The organism is Pseudomonas fluorescens, from assembly GCF_902497855.1.
In the GTDB taxonomy this organism is placed as follows: domain Bacteria; phylum Pseudomonadota; class Gammaproteobacteria; order Pseudomonadales; family Pseudomonadaceae; genus Aquipseudomonas; species Aquipseudomonas fluorescens_BI.
Genome location: NZ_CABVHU010000002.1, coordinates 342670 through 364363 on the forward strand (window position 1 = coordinate 342670; position 21694 = coordinate 364363).

The 21694-nt window shown below is 61.7% G+C and carries 18 protein-coding genes and 1 pseudogene; 9 read left to right on the forward strand and 10 right to left on the reverse strand.

Going from position 1 to position 21694, the window contains the following annotated elements:
• Positions 1-108: 108 nt before the first annotated feature.
• The 8 genes and pseudogenes from F8N96_RS06430 to F8N96_RS06465 form a co-directional block, all read right to left on the reverse strand.
• Complete coding sequence (locus tag F8N96_RS06430; protein ID WP_150797103.1) at positions 109-1326, reverse strand: DUF3426 domain-containing protein; 1218 nt, start codon at positions 1324-1326, stop codon at positions 109-111.
• 30 nt (positions 1327-1356) lie between these two features.
• Entirely contained in the window at positions 1357-2235 is an 879-nt protein-coding gene (gene prmA, locus F8N96_RS06435; RefSeq protein ID WP_150797104.1) for a 50S ribosomal protein L11 methyltransferase, read from the reverse strand.
• A 305-nt stretch (positions 2236-2540) separates the two neighbouring features.
• A complete protein-coding gene (accC, locus tag F8N96_RS06440; RefSeq protein ID WP_150797105.1) occupies positions 2541-3899 on the reverse strand; it encodes an acetyl-CoA carboxylase biotin carboxylase subunit in 1359 nt (452 codons plus the stop codon).
• 17 nt (positions 3900-3916) lie between these two features.
• Positions 3917-4378 carry an acetyl-CoA carboxylase biotin carboxyl carrier protein gene (gene accB, locus F8N96_RS06445; protein WP_054044024.1) on the reverse strand — a complete coding sequence of 154 codons (462 nt, stop codon included), beginning with the start codon at positions 4376-4378 and terminating at the stop codon, positions 3917-3919.
• Between the two features lie 48 nt (positions 4379-4426).
• Entirely contained in the window at positions 4427-4879 is a 453-nt protein-coding gene (gene aroQ, locus F8N96_RS06450) for a type II 3-dehydroquinate dehydratase (RefSeq protein WP_150765016.1), read from the reverse strand.
• A 128-nt stretch (positions 4880-5007) separates the two neighbouring features.
• Positions 5008-6747, reverse strand: a complete 1740-nt coding sequence (locus tag F8N96_RS06455; protein ID WP_150797106.1) for a protein-disulfide reductase DsbD — start codon at positions 6745-6747, stop codon at positions 5008-5010.
• Between the two features lie 170 nt (positions 6748-6917).
• Positions 6918-7424 (reverse strand): annotated as a pseudogene (locus F8N96_RS35855) (methyl-accepting chemotaxis protein); the annotation flags it as partial.
• Positions 7425-8934: 1510 nt separating this feature from the next.
• Positions 8935-10587: a response regulator gene (locus F8N96_RS06465; protein ID WP_150797108.1), complete on the reverse strand. Its 1653-nt coding sequence runs from the start codon at positions 10585-10587 to the stop codon at positions 8935-8937.
• A gap of 287 nt (positions 10588-10874) precedes the next feature.
• On the opposite strand from F8N96_RS06465, the gene F8N96_RS06470 reads away from it, so the two are divergent.
• The 6 genes from F8N96_RS06470 (at position 10875) to F8N96_RS06495 (ending at position 17633) form a co-directional block, all read left to right on the forward strand.
• A complete protein-coding gene (locus tag F8N96_RS06470) occupies positions 10875-11942 on the forward strand; it encodes a DUF2333 family protein (protein WP_150797109.1) in 1068 nt (355 codons plus the stop codon).
• Between the two features lie 3 nt (positions 11943-11945).
• A complete protein-coding gene (locus F8N96_RS06475) occupies positions 11946-12506 on the forward strand; it encodes an NUDIX hydrolase (RefSeq protein WP_150797110.1) in 561 nt (186 codons plus the stop codon).
• A 303-nt stretch (positions 12507-12809) separates the two neighbouring features.
• Complete coding sequence (locus F8N96_RS06480) at positions 12810-13181, forward strand: translation initiation factor Sui1 (protein ID WP_150765010.1); 372 nt, start codon at positions 12810-12812, stop codon at positions 13179-13181.
• 213 nt (positions 13182-13394) lie between these two features.
• On the forward strand, positions 13395-15308 hold the full coding sequence (speA, locus tag F8N96_RS06485; protein WP_150797111.1) for an arginine decarboxylase: 1914 nt from the start codon (positions 13395-13397) through the stop codon (positions 15306-15308).
• A gap of 232 nt (positions 15309-15540) precedes the next feature.
• Positions 15541-16854 carry a type VI secretion system Vgr family protein gene (locus F8N96_RS06490; RefSeq protein WP_150797112.1) on the forward strand — a complete coding sequence of 438 codons (1314 nt, stop codon included), beginning with the start codon at positions 15541-15543 and terminating at the stop codon, positions 16852-16854.
• Positions 16851-17633: a DUF4123 domain-containing protein gene (locus F8N96_RS06495; protein ID WP_150797113.1), complete on the forward strand. Its 783-nt coding sequence runs from the start codon at positions 16851-16853 to the stop codon at positions 17631-17633. Before F8N96_RS06490 ends, F8N96_RS06495 begins: the two co-directional genes overlap by 4 nt.
• Before the next feature lie 28 nt (positions 17634-17661).
• Here the strand turns inward: F8N96_RS06495 and F8N96_RS06500 are convergent, their stop codons facing one another.
• Positions 17662-19011 (reverse strand): MATE family efflux transporter, encoded by a 1350-nt coding sequence (locus tag F8N96_RS06500; protein ID WP_150797114.1) that lies wholly within the window; start codon positions 19009-19011, stop codon positions 17662-17664.
• 189 nt (positions 19012-19200) lie between these two features.
• Entirely contained in the window at positions 19201-19494 is a 294-nt protein-coding gene (locus tag F8N96_RS06505; RefSeq protein ID WP_150797115.1) for a hypothetical protein, read from the reverse strand.
• Between the two features lie 466 nt (positions 19495-19960).
• Between F8N96_RS06505 and F8N96_RS06510 the strand changes: the two genes are divergently transcribed.
• From F8N96_RS06510 to F8N96_RS06520, 3 genes are read left to right on the forward strand one after another with little or no spacing between them, the layout of a single operon-like run.
• Positions 19961-20263, forward strand: a complete 303-nt coding sequence (locus tag F8N96_RS06510; RefSeq protein ID WP_150797278.1) for a MazG-like family protein — start codon at positions 19961-19963, stop codon at positions 20261-20263.
• Entirely contained in the window at positions 20263-21012 is a 750-nt protein-coding gene (locus F8N96_RS06515) for a methyltransferase domain-containing protein (RefSeq protein WP_150797116.1), read from the forward strand. Before F8N96_RS06510 ends, F8N96_RS06515 begins: the two co-directional genes overlap by 1 nt.
• Before the next feature lie 12 nt (positions 21013-21024).
• Entirely contained in the window at positions 21025-21648 is a 624-nt protein-coding gene (locus F8N96_RS06520; protein ID WP_150797117.1) for a DUF4136 domain-containing protein, read from the forward strand.
• Positions 21649-21694: the final 46 nt, after the last annotated feature.

Here is a 21694-nt window from a genome sequence, read left to right on the forward strand (position 1 = left end):
AAAGGCTGAATTGAACAAAATCTGAACAGCGATTCTGTTATTACCAGCGGTTTGGTACGAGCGGTCGAAGTCAGAAATATGCCGTCAAAGCCGTAACACTGAACCGTTTCACTCGGGCGAATGGAAGCTCAGGCTGTAGTTCACTGCTTTGGCGCCTGGATCGAGAATATCCAGCGCGATGTGAATCGGCGTTTGCGGAGGCATTTCCAGCAGGCCTTCCAGATCGCCATTAAGGTACTCGCCCGGCTTGAAGCGACGGCTGGCGATCAGGTGACCGTTGAGGTCGGCAAAGCGCAACTCCAGCAGCGGGAAAGGCTGGGAGAAGGGCGCGCGGTTGTAGATGATCGCGTCGACCACCAGTGCGCCGCTGAAATCCGGGTGGCTGCGCACCACCAGGTTGCTGCTTTTGATTTTCGCGATGTCGACCTTGGACGGCACGGTGCAGCCGATGTGCGGGCACACCTGCTGGAACCACGGGCGGTACTGGTCCTGGCGTGCCAGTTCGTCGAAGTGGTAAGCGATGTACTGGCCGGCGAGCGCGGCGGCACCAGACAGGACCAGCAGCAGCCAGAAAAGCCGTCGGCCCCAAGGGGCGCGACGTTTCTGCCAATCCAGTTGCAGCGGGTCGTCGGTCAGGTCCTGCAAGGCCTCGACACGTTCGGTCGACTCGCTGCGTTCGTGTCGCTTGCGCAGGGGGGCAATCGGGGGCAGGTCGTCGTCAGGTGCATCGGTTGCCGACAGACGATCATGGCGCAGGGGCATGTCGAGCGGATCATTCAGGCGCAGTTGCGGCACCTGGGGCTCGTCGTCCAGATCAACCGGTTCCAGCGAGAACGAAGGTTCGGTGCGCGAGTGCTTGCCCGGTTCTGGCGGCGTTTCCCGTTTGTCGGCTTCGACCGCCTGCGCGCGATCGGCGGCCGATTCACTGAACAGGCTGTCGGACCACGAAGCTTCGTCGTGCTCGGCAGTATCCCGGCGCGCGCTCAGGCTGTCTTCGCGGTGCCGCACAAATTCCATTGTCGGCTGGATTTCCCGCTGTTCGAGCCGGGCGAGTTCTTTATCCAGGTCGAGGCTGTCCAGGTCGAGCTCGGCGGCGCTCCATTGCTTTTGGCTGACGGCCCGTCGCGCAGGTGTCTCAACGATGACCGGGGCAACCGGCACGACCGCTTCTTTGCCGGTCCGTTGCTCAAGCAACTGCTTGGCGGCGTTGAACACCTGCAAGCACGAGCCGCAACGAACCACTCCGCGGGCAACGCTCAACTGAGCATGGCTGACGCGGAAGCTGGTTTGGCAATGCGGGCACTGAGTGACAAAACTGTCGGTCATGCGGCGATCCGGTTCATGCAGAGGCTCATTCTAGCGCCGACGGCCGGTAATGCGCACCCAGCCATCGCGATTGGCGATCGGGTCCAGGTCGAAGTCCCGGGCGTAGGCGTTGGCAACGTCTTCACCTTGTTCGGCGAGGATGCCCGACAGCGCCAGGCGACCGCCCGGCTTGACCAGGCCGGACAATTGCGGCGCAAGGGAAACCAGCGGGCCGGCGAGGATGTTGGCCACCAGCACATCGGCCTGAACCTGGGGCAGATCTTCCGGCAGATACAGCGGGAACAGCTCTTCGGCAATGTTGTTGCGCCCGGCGTTATCGCGGGAGGCTTCCAGCGCCTGCACGTCGATGTCGGTGCCGACGGCTTCCCTGGCACCCAGCAGCAGGGCGGCGATGGCCAGGATCCCCGAGCCGCAGCCGAAGTCCAGTACGTTGCAACCTTTGAGGTCCTGACCGTCGAGCCATTCCAGGCACAGCGCGGTGGTCGGGTGGGTGCCGGTGCCGAACGCCAGGCCCGGGTCCAGCAGCAGATTGACGGCGTCGGGTTCCGGCGCGGCGTGCCAGCTCGGGACGATCCACAGCCGCTGACCGAAACGCATCGGCTGGAAACCGTCCATCCAGCTGCGCTCCCAGTCCTGGTCTTCGATGACTTCGCTGTGATGCTCGGGCAGCGGGCTGCCGGTCAGCAATTCCAGGTGAGCCAGCACGGTGGCGGCTTCGGTGCCGCCTTCGAACAGGGCCAGCAGGTGCGTGTGCGACCACAGCGGCGTGGTGTTGAGTTCCGGTTCGAAGATCGGCTGATCTTCGGCATCCATGAAGGTCACCGACACGGCGCCCACTTCGAGGAAAGCGTCTTCGTAGGTTTCGGCTTGTTCTGGGCTGATGGCGAGACGGACTTGCAGCCAAGGCATGGCGGGCACCTTTGAAAAATATTGATTGCAGCCTAGCGGGCTGCGAGAAGCGCGCAAGTTTACGCGAGCGCGCAGTGTTTGTGGGAGTGGCATGACCTGCATCCGCCGCACGATTCCTGAAAGACGCGGACCCCTGTAGGAGCTGGCTTGCCAGCGAAGGCGTCGTGTCAGGCGACACAGTTCGTGTCTGACCTGGCGCCTTCGCTGGCAAGCCAGCTCCTACAGGGGGGTATGGCGGCACGACGGGTGAAATGTCCAGAAACAACAAAGCCGCCCGAAGGCGGCTTTGTCGAGCAGGCTAAAGCTTAGTGCTTGTCGCCAGCCAGCTTGTGTTCCAGGTAGTGGATGTTGATTCCACCTTTGCAGAAGCCTTCATCGCGGACCAGGTCGCGGTGCAGCGGGATGTTGGTCTTGATCCCGTCGACAACGATTTCGTCCAGCGCATTGCGCATGCGCGCCAACGCTTCGTCACGGGTTGCGCCGTAGGTGATCAGCTTGCCGATCAACGAATCGTAGTTCGGCGGAACGGCATAGCCACTGTACAGGTGCGAATCGACGCGAACGCCGTTGCCGCCTGGTGCGTGGAAATGCTTGACCGTGCCAGGGCTCGGCATGAAGGTTTTCGGGTCTTCGGCGTTGATCCGGCATTCCAGCGCGTGACCGCGGATGACCACGTCATCCTGGGTGTACGACAGCTTGTTGCCAGCGGCGATGCTGAGCATCTCCTTGACGATGTCGATGCCGGTGACCATTTCCGAAACCGGGTGCTCAACCTGAACGCGGGTGTTCATTTCGATGAAGTAGAACGCGCCGTTCTCGTACAGGAACTCGAAAGTACCCGCACCACGGTAGTTGATGTCGATGCAGGCCTTGACGCAGCGAGCGAGGACTTCAGCGCGTGCTTTCTCGTCGATGCCCGGTGCCGGCGCTTCTTCGAGAACCTTCTGGTGACGACGTTGCAGCGAGCAGTCGCGGTCGCCCAGATGGATCGCCTGGCCCTGGCCATCGGACAGGACCTGGACTTCCACGTGGCGTGGGTTGGTCAGGAACTTTTCCAGGTAGACCATCGGGTTGCCGAACGCCGCGCCCGCTTCGGAACGGGTCAGTTTCGCCGAGGAGATCAGGTCTTCTTCGTTATGCACAACGCGCATGCCGCGACCACCGCCGCCGCCAGCGGCTTTGATGATCACCGGGTAACCGACTTCGCGACCGATGCGCAGCGCGGTTTCTTCGTCTTCAGGCAGCGGGCCGTCGGAACCCGGAACGGTTGGCACGCCAGCGGCGATCATGGCGTGCTTGGCCGATACCTTGTCGCCCATCAGGCGAATGGTCTCGGCTTTCGGGCCGATGAAGGCGAAGCCGGAGTTTTCCACCTGTTCGGCGAAGTCGGCGTTTTCCGCAAGGAAGCCGTAGCCTGGGTGAATGGCGGTGGCACCGGTCACTTCGGCCGCGGCGATGATTGCCGGAATGTGCAGGTAAGAATGAGCGGCCGATGCCGGACCGATGCAGACGGATTCGTCTGCCAGGCCCAGATGCATCAGTTCCTTGTCGGCCTTGGAGTAAACGGCGACAGTCTTGATGCCCATTTCTTTGCAGGCGCGCAGGATCCGCAGGGCGATCTCACCGCGGTTGGCGATCAGAACTTTTTCCAACTTCGCAGTCATCAAAGGCTCTCCGCGGTTCAAACGATGGTGAACAGCGGTTGGTCGTACTCAACCGGCTGGCCGTCTTCGACGAGGATGGATTCGATCACACCGCTGGTTTCAGCTTCGATGTGGTTCATCATCTTCATGGCTTCAACGATGCACAGGGTGTCGCCTTTCTTCACGGTCTGGCCGACTTCAACGAAGGACGGCGAGCTTGGCGAAGACTTGCGATAGAAGGTGCCGACCATAGGCGAACGAGCTACGGTGCCGTTCAGAACTGGCGCGGCCGGAGCAGCAGGAGCGGCAGCGGCAACCGGGGCGGCAGCAACAGGCGCAGGCGCCGGAGCATGCATCGGAGCCGGTGCGTAGTACTGCTGGGCAGGCGTCTTGCTGTGGCGGCTGATGCGTACGGACTCTTCGCCTTCCTTGATCTCGAGCTCGTCGATGCCGGACTCTTCCAGCAATTCGATCAGTTTCTTAACTTTACGGATATCCATGAATCATCAACTCCCAAGGGTCGGTCAGGGGCGTTTAACGCTTGTAGTTCAAGTCGTTGCCTGTGTTTCAAGCTGTTCTAGCGCGGCCTCCAGGGCCAGTCGGTAACCGCTGGCGCCAAGGCCGCAGATCACTCCCACCGCTACGTCGGAGAAGTAAGAGTGATGGCGGAAAGGTTCGCGTTTGTGCACGTTAGACAAATGCACTTCGATGAATGGGATGCTCACCGCCAGCAGCGCGTCACGTAATGCGACGCTGGTGTGCGTAAAAGCTGCCGGGTTGATCAGAATGAAGTCCACACCTTCGCTGTGGGCGGCGTGGATGCGGTCGATCAATTCGTACTCGGCGTTGCTTTGCAGGTGCAGCAAATGGTGGCCGGCTTCACGGGCACGGCGTTCCAGGTCCTGGTTGATCTGCGCCAGTGTCGTAGCGCCGTAGGTGCCCGGTTCACGGGTGCCGAGCATGTTCAGGTTGGGGCCGTGCAGAACCAATAGCGTCGCCATCTGCTGTTCCTTGTTATCTGTGAGCAAGTGTCAGAACCCGGCGACTATGCCGCAAAGCCTTTGTGACTGTCCAGTTCTATGCAATAGCCCGCACGATGGCCGATGTTTGCGCGAAATATATGACCGGTTTATTTATTCCGGTCATTTGCTTGCGCAACACGTTCGGCGAAGTCCGCTGCGTTGATCTCGCCGATCACCCGCACATCGGCCTGTTCGGCGCCGTCCTTGCCGAAAAACATCAGCGCTGGCGGGCCGAACAGTTTGTAGCGGTCGAGCAGGGCACGTTGCCCGGCATTGCTTTCGGTGATGTCGAAGCGAATCAATCGATAACCCTTGAGCCTTTCCATGACCGTGGCATCGTTAAGCACCTGGTGTTCGATGACTTTGCAACTGATGCACCAGTCGGCGTACCAGTCCAGCAGCAACGGAACGCCGGTGGATTTGGCTTGGGCAAGCACGCGATCGAGCTCTGCCGGGGTGCTGATGGTTTGCCAGGCGCTGCTGTCCTGCGCTTGCTCGGTGCTCGTGACAATGCGCGGCTGGCCGATCGGATTGAGCGGATCGGTCTGGCCACTGAATGCGCCATACCAGCAGGCCAGCGCGTAAAACAGCAGAAACATCCCGAGTAACTGGCCCAGGCGTTTTCGAGGAGGTTTGTAGACGAACTCCAGCGCGCCCATGAACAAGCCGACACCGCCGGTGAGCAAGCCGATCAGCAGCAAAGTGATCTGGCCCGGCAACACCCGGCTGAGCAGGCCGATTGCCAAGCCCAGCAACAAAACCCCGATCGCGTTTTTCACATGGATCAGCCATGGCCCGCTTTTCGGCAGCCAGGCAGCGCCTCCGGTCGCCACCAGCACTAGCGGTGCACCCATGCCGAGGCCGAGCATGAACAGTTTCAAGCCGCCGCCGAGTGCATCGCCGCTGGCGCTGATGTACAGCAGCGCACCGGCCAGTGGTGCCGATACGCAAGGCGAGACCAGCAGGCTGGAGACGACGCCAAGTACCGCCGCGCCCCACAACGAGCCGCCTTCGGTGCGGCCGGCGATTCGGTCGAGCCGACTGCTGATGGCGTGCGGCAGCTTGAGTTCGAATACCCCGAACATGGCCAGGGCAAACAGCGCAAAGAACGCCGCAAACGGCACCAGCACCCAGGCCGATTGCAGGCGCGCCTGGAGATTGAGCTGCGCGCCGAACATGCCCATCAGCGCACCGAGCAGGGCGAAACAGATGGCCATTGGCAAGACGTAGGCCAGCGACAGGTTGAATCCGCGCCAGCCGCCGACCTTGCCGCGCAACACCACGCCGGACAGGATCGGCAGCATGGGCAGTACGCAGGGCGTGAACGTCAGGCCAACACCGGCGAGGAAGAACAGGGCAAGTTCCCGCCAGCCCCAGCTCGTGGTGCCGGCGCTGCCCTCTATGTCCAGGCGCTCGGTCTCGGGCGGATAGCACAGGCCCTTATCGGCGCAGCCCTGATAGGTAACGGCCAGGGTGAAGGCGCGTTGATCGGTGCGCGGCACCTCTACCTCGAGAATGCCGTGGTAGACCTCGACATCGCCGAAATACTCGTCGTGCTTCTGTTCGCCCTTGGGCAACTGCGCGGCGCCGAGGCTGACATCGGCGGGCTCGGCGCGAAACTGGAAGCGGTGGCGGTAGAGGTAGTACCCCTCGGTGGCGACAAAACGCAGTTTGATCGACTGGGGCGTGCTGTCTACCAGGCTTAATTGAAAGGCTTCGCGTACCGGCAGGAAGTCGGCGCTGTTGTTGATCGAGCCCAGGGTGGAACTGGGCCGACTCTCCAGCAAACCGGCGGCGGAGGCCGGCAGGGCGAGCACTAAAAACAACAGGCAAAGCAAGCGGCGCATGACAGTCTCGCGTGTTGAAAGTGAGGGCATGATAGCGGACAGTCGCGCAGATTGCCCTGTACCTGTAGGAGCGAGGCTTGCCCGCGAAGAACGATAACGCGGTCTGCTTGAAAGACCGCGTCGCGCTGATTCGCGGGCAAGCCACGCTCCTACAGGTACGGGGCGGTCTGTCAGACGCGGAAGGCCTGAACGGCCGTATGCAACCGACCACCCAGCACCAACAGCTGCTCCCCTTGCTCACGCCCCTGGCCAATGCGCAGCAGGTTATCCCCCCCCAACTGGTGAATCCGCTCACTGTGATCGCGGATTTCGCTGACGGCGCCGCTCTGCTGGGCGGTGACATCGGCAATGCGCACGGCGGTGTCGGAAATGGTCTGGATCGCCCCGACGATTTTATCCAGCGCGCCGTCCGCCGCTTGCGCCTGATTGGCGGTGGTTTCGGCGTGCTCGACCTGGGTGCGCATGCCCTCCACCGATTGCCGTGCGGCGGTTTGCAGGCCGGCGATCAAGGTCTGAATCTCTGCGGTCGCCCGGGCAGTGCGTTGCGCCAGCGAGCGAACCTCTTCGGCTACCACCGCAAACCCACGACCCATTTCTCCGGCACGGGCCGCTTCGATGGCGGCGTTAAGGGCCAGCAGGTTGGTCTGGTCGGCAATGGAGCGGATGACCGTCAGCACGCCACCGATGGTTGCCGACTCCTCGGCCAACTGTTCGATCATCTGCGCGTTGCCCTGCACTTCACCCACCAACGCATGCAGGCCGGTTAGGCTCAGGCCGATGACTTGCTGCCCGTGCGTCACCGCCAGTCCGGCATGCCGACTGGCTTCGGCGGCCTGGCTGGCATCGCCGGCAACTTGTTGAATGGTCGCCTCCAGTTCGCCGAGGGAATCGCGGATCATCGCGGTGTCGCCGGCCTGATGCTCGGCGCCGCTGTGCAGGTCGTTGCTCAACTCCGCCAGGGTACGGCTGCTGCCGGCGACCTGTTCGGCGTTGAGGCGAATGGTGCCCACCAGATCCACCAGATAGGCCCGCAGGTGATTGAGCGAGGCTTGAATGTCATGCAATTCGCGATTGGTCTTGCCCAATTCAATGTCCTGGCTGAAGTCGCCCTCGGCCCAGGTCGACAGGGCTGGTGCCAGGTTGGTCAGGGTCCGGGCCAGGCGTCGTTGCAGGGTATCGATCAGCAGCGCGATCAACAGGATCAGGCCGATCATTACCCCCTGCATCAGCCGCACTTCGCTCTGGATCTGCCCGTGTTGGGCGCGGACCACCGGCTCCAGCTTGGCAATGGCCTGCTGCACGGCGGCGATTCTCAGGTGCGTGGCGGCGCTGAGGTCGGCGCGTTGGCGAATCTGTTCACGGGTGCGGGCAAGTTCCGAAGGGTAGCGGGACAACAGGTTATTGAGTTCACGCTTGAGGCCGACGCCCGCCTCTTCGGCGACGGCTTTCCCGGTGTTCTCCAGGCCCATCATCGCGGCGAAATCATCCGTGTTCGATTGACTGCTGGTGGTGATGCCCAGCAGTGGCAAGGCGTCCAGTTGTTCAGCTTGAATGCGCAGGTTGCCGACTTCGCGCTCGACATTGGTGGCCAGTTCGCTGCGACCGCTGCTGACCAGTTTGTCCCGGGCCAGCGACAGTTTGCCCAAGTGCAGGGACGCGGCGAGCAATGGCGTCAGATAAGCAACATTAACACCGGCGTATTGGCTGAGCTGATCAAGGCTGGCCCCCAATTCGCGTTCGGCTTGCAGCAGCAGCGCCTGTGGATCGCCCGCGAGCTTACCGGCAGCCAACAGGTCGGTTTTGCTGAACTCATCCAGATTCGACAGGCTCGGGCGCAAGGTATCGGCCAATGCCGGCGGCAACTCACCCAGTTCCTTTTGCAGGCGGTCGATGGCTTGACCGCCGCTGCTCAGGCGCAGGGCATCACCGCTGGCAAGGTAATCCTCGATGTTGCGCGCGACGTCATCCTGAAATTGCCGGGACAGGCCCAGGTAGCGCTCCATCAACAGGTAGGGGCGTTCCAGAGCCTTTTGCGACCACCACAGGGTGGCGCCCAGGGCCACGCACACGGCGACTAGCAGGAGGGTATTGAGATTGGTCAGCAACTTCAGGCGCATCGCGGGACTACCAGCGGCAGAATCGTAAGTGCCTGAAGTTATTGCGTTTGTGTTACAGGGTCATGACCGGTTAGGTCGGTTCCGGTGAAAAGGTGGCACTTTGCTTTAATGTTCGCGCTGCCTGTACGCGGTTGCGTCCCGCATGTTTGGCGCGGTACAGCGCTTCGTCAGCCTGGTTGGCCATCATCAGCCCGTCGGAGTTTTCCCACAGCTCGACCACCCCGGCACTGAAGGTGCACCGCAGGTCCTGGGGCTGGGCCGGATAATGAATTTCAGCAAAACGCTGACGGATTTCTTCAAGCACTTTGTAAGCCGATTCGAGGTCGGTGTCCGGCATGACGATGGCAAACTCTTCACCGCCGTAGCGGCCGATGAAGTCGGTCTTGCGCAAGCGTTGCTTGAGGAACAGTGCCAGGCTTTTGATCACACGGTCGCCCATGGGGTGACCATGGCTGTCGTTGACCCGTTTGAAGTGGTCGATGTCGAGCATTGCAAAGCTCAGGGGCTTGTTTTCACGACGGGCGCGCAAGCTGCAGTCTTCGAGCAATTGCAGGATGTGGGTGTGGTTGTAGAGGCCGGTGAGGCTGTCGCGAACCATCCGCGCCTTGAGGTTGCGCGCCCGCGCCGCGCGATTACGCACGGTGGTGATCAGGTGTCGGGGCTTGATCGGTTTGGTCAGGAAGTCGTCACCGCCCTCGCTCATGGCGTCGAGTTGCTTGTCCAGATCGTCTTCGGCGGACAGGTAAATGATCGGCACGCTCACGTAGCGATCATTGTGGCGGATCACCTTGGCCAGTTCCGTCCCGGTGCAGGCCGGCATGTACATGTCGAGGATGATCAGGTCCGGCTGGAAGTCTGCCAGCTCGGCCATCGCCTGAATCGGCTCGATCAGCGTCCGTGTGACGATCCCGGCGCTGTTGAGCAAGCGTTCGGTGTGCAACGCCTGGGCGCGGGAGTCATCGATGATCAGCACTTTATAAGGTTCGTACTGGGCGACGCAGGTCAGGACTTCGATTTTCTCCAGCAGACTCGACGCCTCGAGGGTGCCGGTCAGGAACTCCTGGCCACCGGCGCGCACCGCGGCGAGGCGGGTAGGCGTGTCGGTTTCCTGCAGGCTGAAAAACAGCAGCGGCAAGGGTTCTTCCATACCGACCTGGGCTTCGGCGGCCAGTTTCAGGCCGATGCCGGCACCGCTGAAGTCCACGTCCATGACGATCGCCGCGGGCGAGCGCTCGACCATTGACGAGCGAAACGCCGTCACGCTGTCCAGGGATTGGGCGCTGAGCCCGAAAAACTCCAGCTGCCTGGCCAGTCGCTCCGCGCGGTCGTGATCCTGCAGCATCACATAGATGGGCTTGCGCAATGGCGGCAGGAAGGTTTGTTCGAGCTGATCGCCATGGCGCAGGCCGGTGCGCGACAAGCACTGCATCAAGCGATTGAGGTCATTGATCAGACCGCTGTTCAGGCGTCCGCGATTGGCGTCGACTGCCTGCAGCGAATGGCCGATGTGGTGCGCCAGCTGGATGTGTTCCGGTTGTTCGAAGCGCTCGGCGAAACGCAACAGGCGCAGATTGGCCTCGCTCAGTTCCGCCAAGTCGGTGTTGGACCACTCGCTGTGTTGCAGGCGCTGCCATATTTCAAGAATTTGACGTGCCTGATGAATCACCCGCTGGGCAAAGTGCTGCTTGAGGCGCTCACGGCTGGGGTCTTCTGGCTCGGTCATATCCTGACTACTAGTGAGGGTGCATGCTGAGGTCGATGGTGGCGCTATGCTAGCACCCCTTTTCATGTGCATGAGTGTCGCACGTCGATAATCTGCAAAGCGACCTCATTCAGTTTCTGGCCGACGGGTCGGATAGGCTGGCGGCCGTGCTTCATTTATAGTGGCCGCTCGATCGCGCCCGTTGCGCGGCTCGCCCCTTGCGCCGGATTTAATGCGCGGCAAACGAGGCACGATGGCGTAGGGTTGTGGTCGAACCGATGAACTCAAGTGATTGAAAGGATATCGCCATGCTGGACTGGAAGAACCGCGCGGGCAGCGCGCCTGAACGTGCCGCTGAACCGAAATCGGCCACCCGCAGTTATTTTGGCGGCCTGCTGTTCAGCCGGGCGCTGGCCACGCTGATCGGCCTTTACCTGCTGGTTGCGATTGCGCTGGGCTGGTACTGGAGCCAGGAGCCTGCGCTGTTCCCGGTCCAACAGAATGCCCAGGTGGCTGCCGAGAAAGAAGGCAAGCAGATGGTCATCGGCTATACCACGGTGGAAACGCTCAAGACCGTCGCCGATACCTTGCTGACCAAACCGGGCGGTTACATTTCCAACGACCGGTTCCCGCCGGGCCTGTGGATGGATAACACGCCGAGCTGGGAATATGGCGTGCTGGTCCAGGTCCGCGACCTGAGCCGTGCGCTGCGCAAGGACTTCGCCCGCTCCCAGTCGCAGTCCACCGAAGACGCCGACCTGGCCAAGGCCGAGCCGCGTTTCAATTTCGACAACAAAAGCTGGGTGCTGCCATCCAGCGAGTCTGAATACCAGGAAGGGATCAAGTCCCTGAGCCGTTATCAGGCACGCTTGTCCGATCCGAGTCAGAAAAGCGCATTGTTTTACGCCCGCGCCGACAACCTGAACAACTGGCTGGGCGATGTCGGCACCCGCCTGGGCTCGTTGTCGCAACGACTGTCGGCCAGCGTTGGCCGGGTCAAACTCAACACCGCGCTGAAAACCGAAGTTGTCGCGCCAGGTCAGGTACCGCAGGTCGACGAGGAAATCGTCGAAACCCCGTGGATGCAGATCGACAACGTGTTCTACGAAGCCCGTGGCCAGGCCTGGGCACTGTCCCATCTGCTGCGCGCCATCGAAGTCGACTTCGCCGACGTGCTGGCCAAGAAGAACGCGACGGTCAGCGTGCGCCAGATCATTCGTGAACTGGAAGCCTCGCAAGAACCGGTGTGGAGCCCGATGATCCTCAACGGCAGCGGCTTCGGTGTGCTGGCCAACCACTCGCTGGTCATGGCCAATTACATTTCCCGGGCCAACGCCGCGGTCATCGATTTGCGTCAGTTGCTCAATCAGGGCTGAGTCATGGTCGATAGCTCCATCGATAGCCTGCGCGAGGCCGCCCATCGTGCGGCCTCGGATGCCGAACAGATCGCCTGGGTCGACGAGCAGGACAACCTGCTCGGTGCGCTGGTCCGCTCCGAGCTGCGCGAGCGCGGGCTGATCGGTCGCGGCACCTACATCATGCTGTTCAATAGCGCCGGTGAACTCTGCGTGCACCGACGCACCCTGAGCAAAGCGATATACCCGGGTTACTGGGACGTGGCGGCCGGCGGCATGGTGCTGGCCACCGAGACTTACGCCGAATCGGCGGCCCGTGAGCTGGAAGAAGAGCTGGGCGTGAGCGGTGTGGAACTGATTGCCCATGACCACTTTTTCTTCGAGGACACCGGCAATCGCCTGTGGTGTTCAGCCTTTTCGGCGGTGTGGGATGGCCCTTTGGTCCTGCAACCGGAAGAGGTGCTCGAAGCGCGCTTCATACCCATCGATCAGGTCATGCTGGAAATCCAGCAAAAGCCTTATTGCCCGGACTCTCTGGCGGCCTTGCAGCGCTATCTCCGGGCTCGTGGGCCGGACGTCGCATAAGCGGCATAAATTGGCGCCGATTGGCTCTTAGCAAGTCGGCTTTTTGCCGTTACACTGCGCGACCTTTTTCAAACTGAACCGGTATTGCTCTTCTGTAGGAGCGAAGCTTGCTCGCGAAGGACATTAACGATAACGCGTGCATTCAGATTGTCCGCATCGTCCTTGCGTTCTTCGCGAGCAAGCTTCGCTCCTACAGGATTGTACCGGTTCAGTAGCGCTGCCCCTGCCTGAGTGGGGCTTCGCGGTCGATGGCTCCCTCCCGGGTTGCCGCGACCAGTCTTTGTCCTCCCAAGAGGATTGCCGGTGGCCAAAAAAGCCGCATCCTTCGCCGCCCTAGGTGGCCTGGTATTTTCCACCGACGCAGGTCGTCATTGCCCGGATTGCAGTAAACCGGTGGATGCCTGTATCTGCAAACAGACCGTTCTCCCGGCCGGCGACGGCATCGCTCGCGTGCGTCGCGAAAGCAAGGGGCGTGGCGGCAAGACGGTGACCACCATCACCGGCGTGCCGTTGAACGAAGACGCGCTCAAGGACCTGGCGACCACGTTGAAAAAACGTTGCGGGACCGGCGGGGCGCTGAAAGACGGCATCATTGAAATCCAGGGCGATCATGTCGAGCTACTCTTGGCCGAGCTGATCAAACACGGTTTCAAGGCGAAGAAGTCCGGCGGCTAGCAGCCTCTGTGAAACCCACCCTCGGCTTGATCCGGTCCTGACCCAGGTCCGGCGTCGTCTACATGGTTTTCACAGAGCCTGTTCTGACCGGTTTCTAAACTCATCGCGGTCAGCGAGGTCTATCCCCTCGTTGACGAACCGTCATTTTCATTCTTTAGACTGCGCCGGCCTGAACCCAGGCGACGCTCTATGACTTCTTAATAGGGGACTTCAATGTCCGTACGACGCACACGCAAAGACGATGGCAGCCAATGGACAGTTGCGGACAGCCGCAGTGTTTACGGGATCCGCCATTGGGGGGCCGGGTATTTCGCGATCAATGACGCCGGTCGCGTCGAAGTTCGTCCGAACGGTCCGGCCAGTTCGCCTATCGACCTGTTCGAGCAAGTCGACCAGCTGCGCCAAAGCGGCCTGTCCTTGCCGTTGCTGGTGCGTTTCCCGGACATTCTGCAAGACCGCGTGCGTCAGTTGACCGGTGCTTTCGACGCCAACATCGAACGCCTGGAATACCAGAGCAAGTACACTGCGCTGTACCCGATCAAGGTCAACCAGCAAGAAGCGGTGATCGAAAACATCATTGCCACCCAGAATGTTTCCATCGGTCTGGAAGCCGGTTCCAAGCCTGAGCTGCTGGCGGTGCTGGCGCTCGCACCGAAAGGCGGCACCATCGTCTGCAACGGTTACAAGGACCGAGAGTTCATCCGTCTGGCGCTGATGGGGCAGAAACTTGGCCACAACGTGTTCATCGTGATCGAGAAAGAGTCCGAAGTCGCCCTGGTGATCGAAGAAGCCGCCTCGCTGAAGGTCAAGCCTCAGGTCGGGCTGCGCGTGCGCCTGTCATCCCTGGCGTCGAGCAAGTGGGCGGACACCGGCGGCGAAAAATCCAAATTCGGTCTGTCGGCGGCGCAACTGCTGTCGGTGGTCGAGCGTTTCCGCGCCGCGGGCCTGGATCAGGGCATTCGCCTGCTGCACTTCCACATGGGTTCGCAGATCGCCAACCTGGCGGACTACCAGCACGGCTTCAAGGAAGCGATCCGTTATTACGGCGAGTTGCGCAACCTCGGCCTGCCGGTGGATCACATCGACGTCGGCGGTGGACTGGGCGTGGATTACGACGGTACCCACTCGCGCAACGCCAGCTCGATCAACTACGACATGGACGATTACGCCGGTGTAGTGGTCGGGATGCTCAAGGAATTCTGCGACGCGCAGAGCCTGCCGCACCCGAACATCTTCTCCGAGAGCGGCCGCTCCCTGACCGCGCACCACGCCATGCTGGTGGTGCAGGTGACCGACGTCGAGAAACACAACGACGACGTACCGCAGATCGAGAACAAGGAAGCGCTGCCGGAAACCGTGCAGTGGCTGGTTGACCTGCTGGGTCCGACCGACATCGAGATGGTCACCGAAACCTACTGGCGCGCCACGCACTACATGAGCGACGTGGCCACCCAGTACGCCGACGGCAAGCTGACCCTGGCCGAGAAAGCCCTGGCCGAACAATGCTACTTCGCCGTGTGCCGTCGCCTGCACAACTCGCTGAAGGCCCGTCAGCGTTCGCACCGCCAGGTGCTCGACGAGCTCAACGACAAGCTGGCCGACAAGTACATCTGCAACTTCTCGGTCTTCCAGAGCCTGCCGGACACCTGGGCCATCGGCCAGGTGCTGCCGATCCTGCCGTTGCATCGTCTCGACGAGGAGCCTTTGCGTCGCGCGGTGCTGCAGGACCTGACCTGCGACTCCGACGGCAAGATCAAGCAATACGTCGACGAGCAGAGCATCGAAACCAGCCTGCCGGTGCACGGATTGAACGAAGGCGAAGACTACCTGCTGGGTATCTTCCTGGTGGGCGCCTATCAGGAAATTCTCGGCGACATGCACAACCTGTTCGGTGACACCGATTCGGTGAACATCTACCAGAATGCCGACGGCAGCGTGTACCACGCGGGTATCGAAACCCACGACACCATCGAAGACATGCTGCGTTACGTGCACTTGTCGCCGGAAGAGTTGATGACCCACTACCGCGACAAGTGCGCCAGCGCCCGCATCACTGCCGCCGAGCGCACTCAGTTCCTCGACGCACTGCGTTTGGGGCTGACTCGTTCGTCTTACCTGTCCTCTTGAGGTAAGTCGTCGTTCTCACCAGGTTGTCTGAAAATGTTCCGCGCACAGCAGAAGTTTCGGATGACCTGGTAGGACATTTCTCTATTTTCAAAGGAAATTTCCCCGCTTTCGGCTATTAAAGCCATTCGGTCTTCTTTTCGCGTAGGCCATTTCCTAAGTTGTATTTCGGCACTCTACTCGGCCATGTCTCTCGGCGAGAATCCCCGGCCGCCCCTCCTGTAGAGAATCGCCGATGTTCGATCCAGTCAACGAGCCTTCATTTCGTCTGGGTATAGCAGGTATGTCCGACGCCTTCGAAGTCTTGGCCTTTACCGGTAGAGAAGCCATCAGCGAGCCTTTTGTGTTCGATGTGGATCTGCTGATAGATGACCCGACGCTCGACCTTGCCAGCCTGCTCTACCAACCGGTCTCTCTGCACTTCGGGCCAGCGGGACACGCCATCCATGGCCAACTGCACGAACTCGTCCAGCGTGACCAGGGGCCGGCTGCCCGGCTCTGCCGCGTGCGGCTGGGGCCGAAGCTGGCGTGCCTGTCCCAGCGCTTCAGCCAGCGAATCTTCAGCGCCTGCCCGGTGCCGCAGATCCTCTGTCAAGTACTCAGGGAGCATGGCATTGCCGACAAGGATCGGCGCTTCGAGCTGAGCGGCGATTACCCGCCCCGTGATTTCTGTACGCAGTACCGGGAATCGGACCTGCAATTTCTCCAGCGCCTGTGCGCCCAGGAACGGCTTAACTTCCATTTCGAGCACCATGCAGATGGGCACTGCGTGGTCTTCGGTGATGGTCAGGCGCATTTTCGCCTTGGCGAACTGGCGGATTTCCGGGTCGACAGCGAGCAACCGGCAGTGCGGCAGTTTCAGCTTCAGGAGCAACGAACCGCGCAGCGTGCCGAAGGCCATACGGACCTGGCGACGCTGCGCAGTGGCCAACTGATGTCGCTGTCCGGCCATCCGATTGCCCATTGGAATCAATTGTGGCTGTTGACCCACATCGAACACCAGGGGAGCCAGGATCCCCTGACCCCCTACAGCAATCGGATCCGCGCGATTCGCCGGGAAGCGCCGCTGGTGTCGCCCGATTGCGCAACGAAACCACGCATGCACAGCCTGCAACGGGCCTGGGTCGTCAATGTCGAAGAGTCTGCGCCGGACCCCTCCAGGCCAATAGCCGTGCAGTTCGATTGGCTTTACCAGGGCGAAGGTGCGATCCCCACCCACTGTTGGCTGCCGTTGGCAACCGAGCTGGGCAGCGCAGTCGACTCGCCGCTGAGCGAGGGCGCCGAAGTGGTGGTGAGCTTTATCGAGGGCGATCCGGATCAGCCGCTGATTAGCGGTTTTCTGCACCTGCCAAAGGCTGTCGAAGAGGCCGAGGAGCCCTGCGCGACAAACGCCTGTCCGCCTGACGACGGCGTGCTCCGAATGCTGCGCTCCGGCGAACCCTTGGTGCTGCTGTGCCTGCTGCCGGGTGGCGGCAGTTTCACTCATTGCGCTCAGGATTTCTGCACCTGCCGGGCGGCGACGGGGTTTGGCCGGAGCGGTGCGGCATGATTGCCGCGAGCCCGCAATGGCTATTGCTGGATGTGCCGGGTGCGCCACGGGCGGGGGCGACACTGCGGCAGACCTTTGCCCATGCGCGGTGGTTCTGGTTGTTCGAAGATACGGAGCTGCATGCGTCGCGCGAACAGGGCCCGGTTCTGGTCGACCTGGGCTCATGCCCGGCGCTGGCCGAGTTGTGCTACAGCGAAGCGCAACACTGGCGTGGGCTGTTGGTCTTCAGCGGGGCGCCGTCGTCGTCGTTGCTGGCGCATTTGCGGCGTATGCTCACGGTCTCGGTGGGCGTGCATCACCGCGGGTTGTTGAATTACTACAACCCCAACACGGCCAGTTACTTTTTCGATGCCTGCGATGCCCGGGAGCTGAGTCGCTGGCTGGGGCCGATCCTGCAGTTACACTGGTTCGGCGGAACCTGGGCGGACCGCGCAATCGGCTGTCAGAGCTGGCAACAGCTGCACAACCCGGGGCTCGCCGTCCGCCCGTTAGCCGTCGAAGAAAGCCTCAGCCCCGGTCAACGGGAAAAGCTGCAAACCTGCCTGCTGGAACAGCACGCCTGGCGCTGGAGCCAATCCACCGGGACCGATTACAACAGCCTGTGGTCGCATCTGCAGGAAGGGTTGGCGCTGGGTTTCAACGAACGTCCGGTGCTCGATGACTGGTTATGGCTGCGCTTGCAATACCCCCGCGCTGCGTTGGTGCTGCCGTTGTCGGGACTGACCCAGCAAGAGCGTCTCGACAGCCTGCGCGACCGATGGCAGACCGATCGACACTGACCACGGCGTTCGTCACGGCCGCGCCGGATCAGTGCGTCCGGCCTGTGAACCAGCCGTCGTTCTTGCGCAGAAACCAGGCAAAAGCGCCAAGGGTCAAACTGCGCAAGGCCATGAACCACAGGAACGTTATCCACAGGCCATGGTTGCCCAGGCCTTGCAGTGCCCAGGCGAACGGCAAGACCAGAATCATCGTCAACAGCATGCCGTTGCGCATTTCCCTGGCGCGGGTGGCGCCGATGAACAGGCCGTCGAGCAGGTAACTCCAGACCGCGATCAGCGGCAGGGCGGCGAGGTAAGGCAGGTAGATGAAGGCGGTGTCGCGAACGCTTTGGATGTCGGTCTGCATCTCGATGAACAGATGGCCGGCGAACAGAAACAGCGCGGCAAAGCCCAGGCTCGCCAGCAACGACCAGCCACAGGCCACGACCAACGAACGGCGCAGGGCGTCCCGGTCGCGAGCACCGATGGCGTGTCCGCAAAGGGCCTCCACGGCGTGGGCCAGTCCATCCAGCGCATGGGCCGTCAGCAGCAGGCCGTTGAGCAATAGCGCGTTGGCGGCGACAGTGGCATCGCCCAGTCGCGCGCCTTGCACGGTAATGAGAAAAAACACCGATTGCAGGACCAGGCTGCGGATGAAGATGTCGCGGTTGACCGCCAGCAGCGGTCGCCAGCTCTGCCACAGCGCCAGCGCAGCCCAGGCGATATGGCCAGGGTAGGCGCGCAGGGAGTTGCGGGTCATCAGCAGGCCGATCAGTGCGCCGGTCCATTCGGCGATCACCGAGGCCCGGGCAGCGCCGACCACGCCCCACTCCAGCCCGAGGACGAACCACAGGTTCAAGGCAATGTTGACCAGGTTGGTGCTCAGCAGGATCGCCAGTGGCGCCCGGGCGTTCTGGGTGCCGAGGAACCAGCCGACCAGGGCATAACTGGCCAGTGCCGCCGGCAGGCCGAACAGCCGCGTGTGAAAAAATTCGCGGGTCAGTTGATCCAGTTCGGCCGAGGGTTGCATGAAGTGCAGCGCGACGCCGCTCAACGGTACGCCCAGCGCTCCCAGGACAATGGCCAATCCCATGGCCAGCAGCAAACCCTGCAACAAAATCTGGCGCAACGCCGCGCCATCCCCGCGTCCCGCCGCCTGGGCGGCAAAGCCGGTGGAGCCCATGCGCAGAAAGCCCATGGCCCAGGCGAGAAAGGTATACAGGCTGGCCCCGACCGCGACGGCGCCCAGTTGATGGGCGTGGGGCAGGTGACCGATGACCGTACTGTCGACCAGCGCCACCAGCGGTACGGAAATGTTCGACAGAATCATGGGGGCGGCGAGCGCCCAGACCCGGCGGTGAGTAGGGCGGTCGCGCCAGTCGGCGATCAGGTTGGACATGCAGGCTCCTTGGGGGAGCGGGCATTGTAGCGATACATTCGGAGTCTGCCGCGATCCATTGTAGGAGCAGCCGGTCGACGCTCGATTGCTCGCGAAGGACGTCAACGAAAACGCGTGCTGTCTGGATAAACGCGTTGCCCTTGCGTTTTTCGCGAGCAAGCTCGCTCCTACAGGGGGGGGGTGGTGGTGTTAGTGGATAATCCAGCTCAACAGCCAAAGCCCCAGCAGCAACCAGATGATCCCCATGATGATCGACGCACTCATGAAGGCGCGAATCGCCGCCCACAACAACATCAACCCCACGATCAACGCGAGAATGCTGATGATCGAAGCATCCATGCCCAGCGCCCGGGACAGTCCTTCGACAAAGTTGCTGCCGGCGTTGCTCAACAGATTGAACAGCCCGCTGAGGGCATCAACGATGAACCGGATGACCGAACCGAGTACCTGGCCGAGCCATTCGAAAAAACTTTCTACCTGCATGTCGTGAACGTCCTGTTGAAGTGGTTGAGCCTTGGGCCAGCGATCACAGTGGCGAGTTCCCTGAAGCCGGAATCGTTTGAGTATGACGCAAAGTTTCCAGTCTGTTGATGAACCCCCCTGTAGGAGCTGGCTTGCCAGCGAAAGCGGCCTCAAGCCTTGCACCGTCCATGAAGACGCCTTCGCCGGCAAGCCTGGCTCCTACGGTGAAAGCGGCCTCAAGCCTTGCACCGTCCATGAAGACGCCTTCGCCGGCAAGCCTGGCTCCTACGGTGAAAGCGGCCTCAAGCCTTGCACCGTCCATGAAGACGCCTTCGCCGGCAAGCCTGGCTCCTACGGTGAAAGCGGCCTCAAGCCTTGCACCGTCCATGAAGACGCCTTCGCTGGCAAGCCAGCTCCTACCAGGGGGCTAACGCCCCTTGCCATCCCCGGCCATCCACCGGAAGCTATACGCCTTCAGGAGAGCCCGATGAACCTTGTTGAACTGACCGAACGCCTGCATGCCATCCGTGACCGCAATGACTGGCGGCAATTTCACAGCCCGAAAAACCTGGCCATGGCCGCGAGCGTGGAGATGTCCGAGCTGGTGGAGATTTTCCAATGGCTGACCGAAGACCAGTCGCGCCAGTTGCCGGCGGACAAGCTGGCCCACGCCGGGCAGGAAGTCGGCGATATCGTGCTCTATCTTCTGCTGCTGTGCAGCGAGTTGGGGCTGGACATGAATGAGGTGGTGAACAGCAAGCTCGCCGACAGCGAACGGAGGTTCAGCTGATGAGCGACCGTCATTTCGATCAACTGGCGACCCGCTTCGCCGAAAAAATCTATGGCGGTGCCAAAGGCGCGATCCGTCTGGCCGTGCTTCAGGCCGACCTGGCCGAAATCCTGCCGGAACGGCCATTGCGGGTACTCGACATCGGTGCCGGCCTGGGCCACATGTCGTTGTGGCTGGCTCAGCGCGGTCATCATGTCACCCTCGCCGAACCCGCCGCGCCGATGCTTGAAGGCGCCCGCCAGCGCTTCGCCGACGCCGGGCAGACCGCAACCTTCATTCAGGCACCCTGGCAGGAACTGCTCGGACAACTCACCGAGCCCTACGACCTGGTGTTGTGTCACGCCGTGCTGGAATGGCTCGCCGAACCCCACGCGATCCTGCCGGTGCTGCATCAGCTGACTAAACCCGAAGGCTGGTTATCCCTGGCGTTCTACAACCGCGATGCGCTGATCTACCGCAATCTGCTCAAGGGGCACTTTCGCAAGATGCGCAAGAACGACATGGCCGGTGAGAAGCAGAGCCTGACCCCACAGCAACCCCTTGATCCGCGTGAGCTGGCAGCGCAACTTGAGGGCCTGTGGCGGGTCGAAACCCAGAGCGGGGTACGGGTTTTTCACGACTATATGCCGGTGGAGTTTCAGGCCCGTGCCGAACTGGTGGACTTGCTGGAAATGGAGCTCGCCCACCGTCGCCACCCAAGCTTCGCCGGGCTTGGGCGCTACTTGCACTGGATCTGTCGGCCGGTCTGATCGGAGCGCGAAATGAAAACTCGTTCAGGGTTATTGGTGATCTGTCTGGGGTTGGCGGCCTGTCAGGGCAGCAATCCTTATGTGGCGACATCCAACCCCTTGCCGCCGGCGCCGCCTCAGGCGGCCAACACCTTCGACCGCAGCGCCTACCCGGCGCCACCGCGTGACTATGGGCGCTACCGCAGTTGGACCTGGCTCGATGGACGACTGCCGCCTGGTACCGCCTGGGCGGACTCGGCGCAGGTGGCCGAAGCCGTCAGCAGCGCCCTCGACCAGCGCGGTCTGCGCCCCTTGCATGACAATCGCCAGGCTGACCTGTTTGTCAGCGCCGATCTGCGCCTGGAGACGCGTTTGCGTCAGGTCCGCGATGACTACGGTTACTACGGCGGTGGGTATGGCGGCTACGGCGGTTACAACCGCTACGGCAGTGGCTATGGCGTATACAACACCGTACCGATCGTTCGAACTTATCAGGAGCAGGTCGTGGTGGTACAGGTGGATCTGTTCGATGCCCAAAGCGGTCAACCGGTGTGGAGTTCCAGTGCCGAAACCAGCCAGCGCGGCAGCCAGGGCGCGCAGACCGACGCCATACGGGAGGCTGTGGAAAAGGCAATGTCGGCGTATCCTCCTAATTAGCTTCACCAAGAAGCCTTGCGCAGGTTCATGTCTTCAACCGGAGAAA

What these genes read in the sequence shown, in the direction of transcription:
- prmA (WP_150797104.1), bottom strand. Translation starts at nt 2,235, where the DNA reads ATGCCTTGGCTGCAAGTCCGTCTCGCCATCAGCCCAGAACAAGCCGAA.
- speA (WP_150797111.1), top strand. Translation starts at nt 13,395, where the DNA reads ATGTCCGTACGACGCACACGCAAAGACGATGGCAGCCAATGGACAGTT.
- accB (WP_054044024.1), bottom strand. Translation starts at nt 4,378, where the DNA reads ATGGATATCCGTAAAGTTAAGAAACTGATCGAATTGCTGGAAGAGTCC.
- F8N96_RS06510 (WP_150797278.1), top strand. Translation starts at nt 19,961, where the DNA reads ATGAACCTTGTTGAACTGACCGAACGCCTGCATGCCATCCGTGACCGC.
- F8N96_RS06490 (WP_150797112.1), top strand. Translation starts at nt 15,541, where the DNA reads ATGTTCGATCCAGTCAACGAGCCTTCATTTCGTCTGGGTATAGCAGGT.
- F8N96_RS06495 (WP_150797113.1), top strand. Translation starts at nt 16,851, where the DNA reads ATGATTGCCGCGAGCCCGCAATGGCTATTGCTGGATGTGCCGGGTGCG.
- F8N96_RS06455 (WP_150797106.1), bottom strand. Translation starts at nt 6,747, where the DNA reads ATGCGCCGCTTGCTTTGCCTGTTGTTTTTAGTGCTCGCCCTGCCGGCC.
- F8N96_RS06475 (WP_150797110.1), top strand. Translation starts at nt 11,946, where the DNA reads ATGGTCGATAGCTCCATCGATAGCCTGCGCGAGGCCGCCCATCGTGCG.
- F8N96_RS06470 (WP_150797109.1), top strand. Translation starts at nt 10,875, where the DNA reads ATGCTGGACTGGAAGAACCGCGCGGGCAGCGCGCCTGAACGTGCCGCT.
- aroQ (WP_150765016.1), bottom strand. Translation starts at nt 4,879, where the DNA reads ATGGCGACGCTATTGGTTCTGCACGGCCCCAACCTGAACATGCTCGGC.
- accC (WP_150797105.1), bottom strand. Translation starts at nt 3,899, where the DNA reads ATGACTGCGAAGTTGGAAAAAGTTCTGATCGCCAACCGCGGTGAGATC.
- F8N96_RS06430 (WP_150797103.1), bottom strand. Translation starts at nt 1,326, where the DNA reads ATGACCGACAGTTTTGTCACTCAGTGCCCGCATTGCCAAACCAGCTTC.
- F8N96_RS06515 (WP_150797116.1), top strand. Translation starts at nt 20,263, where the DNA reads ATGAGCGACCGTCATTTCGATCAACTGGCGACCCGCTTCGCCGAAAAA.
- F8N96_RS06520 (WP_150797117.1), top strand. Translation starts at nt 21,025, where the DNA reads ATGAAAACTCGTTCAGGGTTATTGGTGATCTGTCTGGGGTTGGCGGCC.
- F8N96_RS06505 (WP_150797115.1), bottom strand. Translation starts at nt 19,494, where the DNA reads ATGCAGGTAGAAAGTTTTTTCGAATGGCTCGGCCAGGTACTCGGTTCG.
- F8N96_RS06500 (WP_150797114.1), bottom strand. Translation starts at nt 19,011, where the DNA reads ATGTCCAACCTGATCGCCGACTGGCGCGACCGCCCTACTCACCGCCGG.
- F8N96_RS06465 (WP_150797108.1), bottom strand. Translation starts at nt 10,587, where the DNA reads ATGACCGAGCCAGAAGACCCCAGCCGTGAGCGCCTCAAGCAGCACTTT.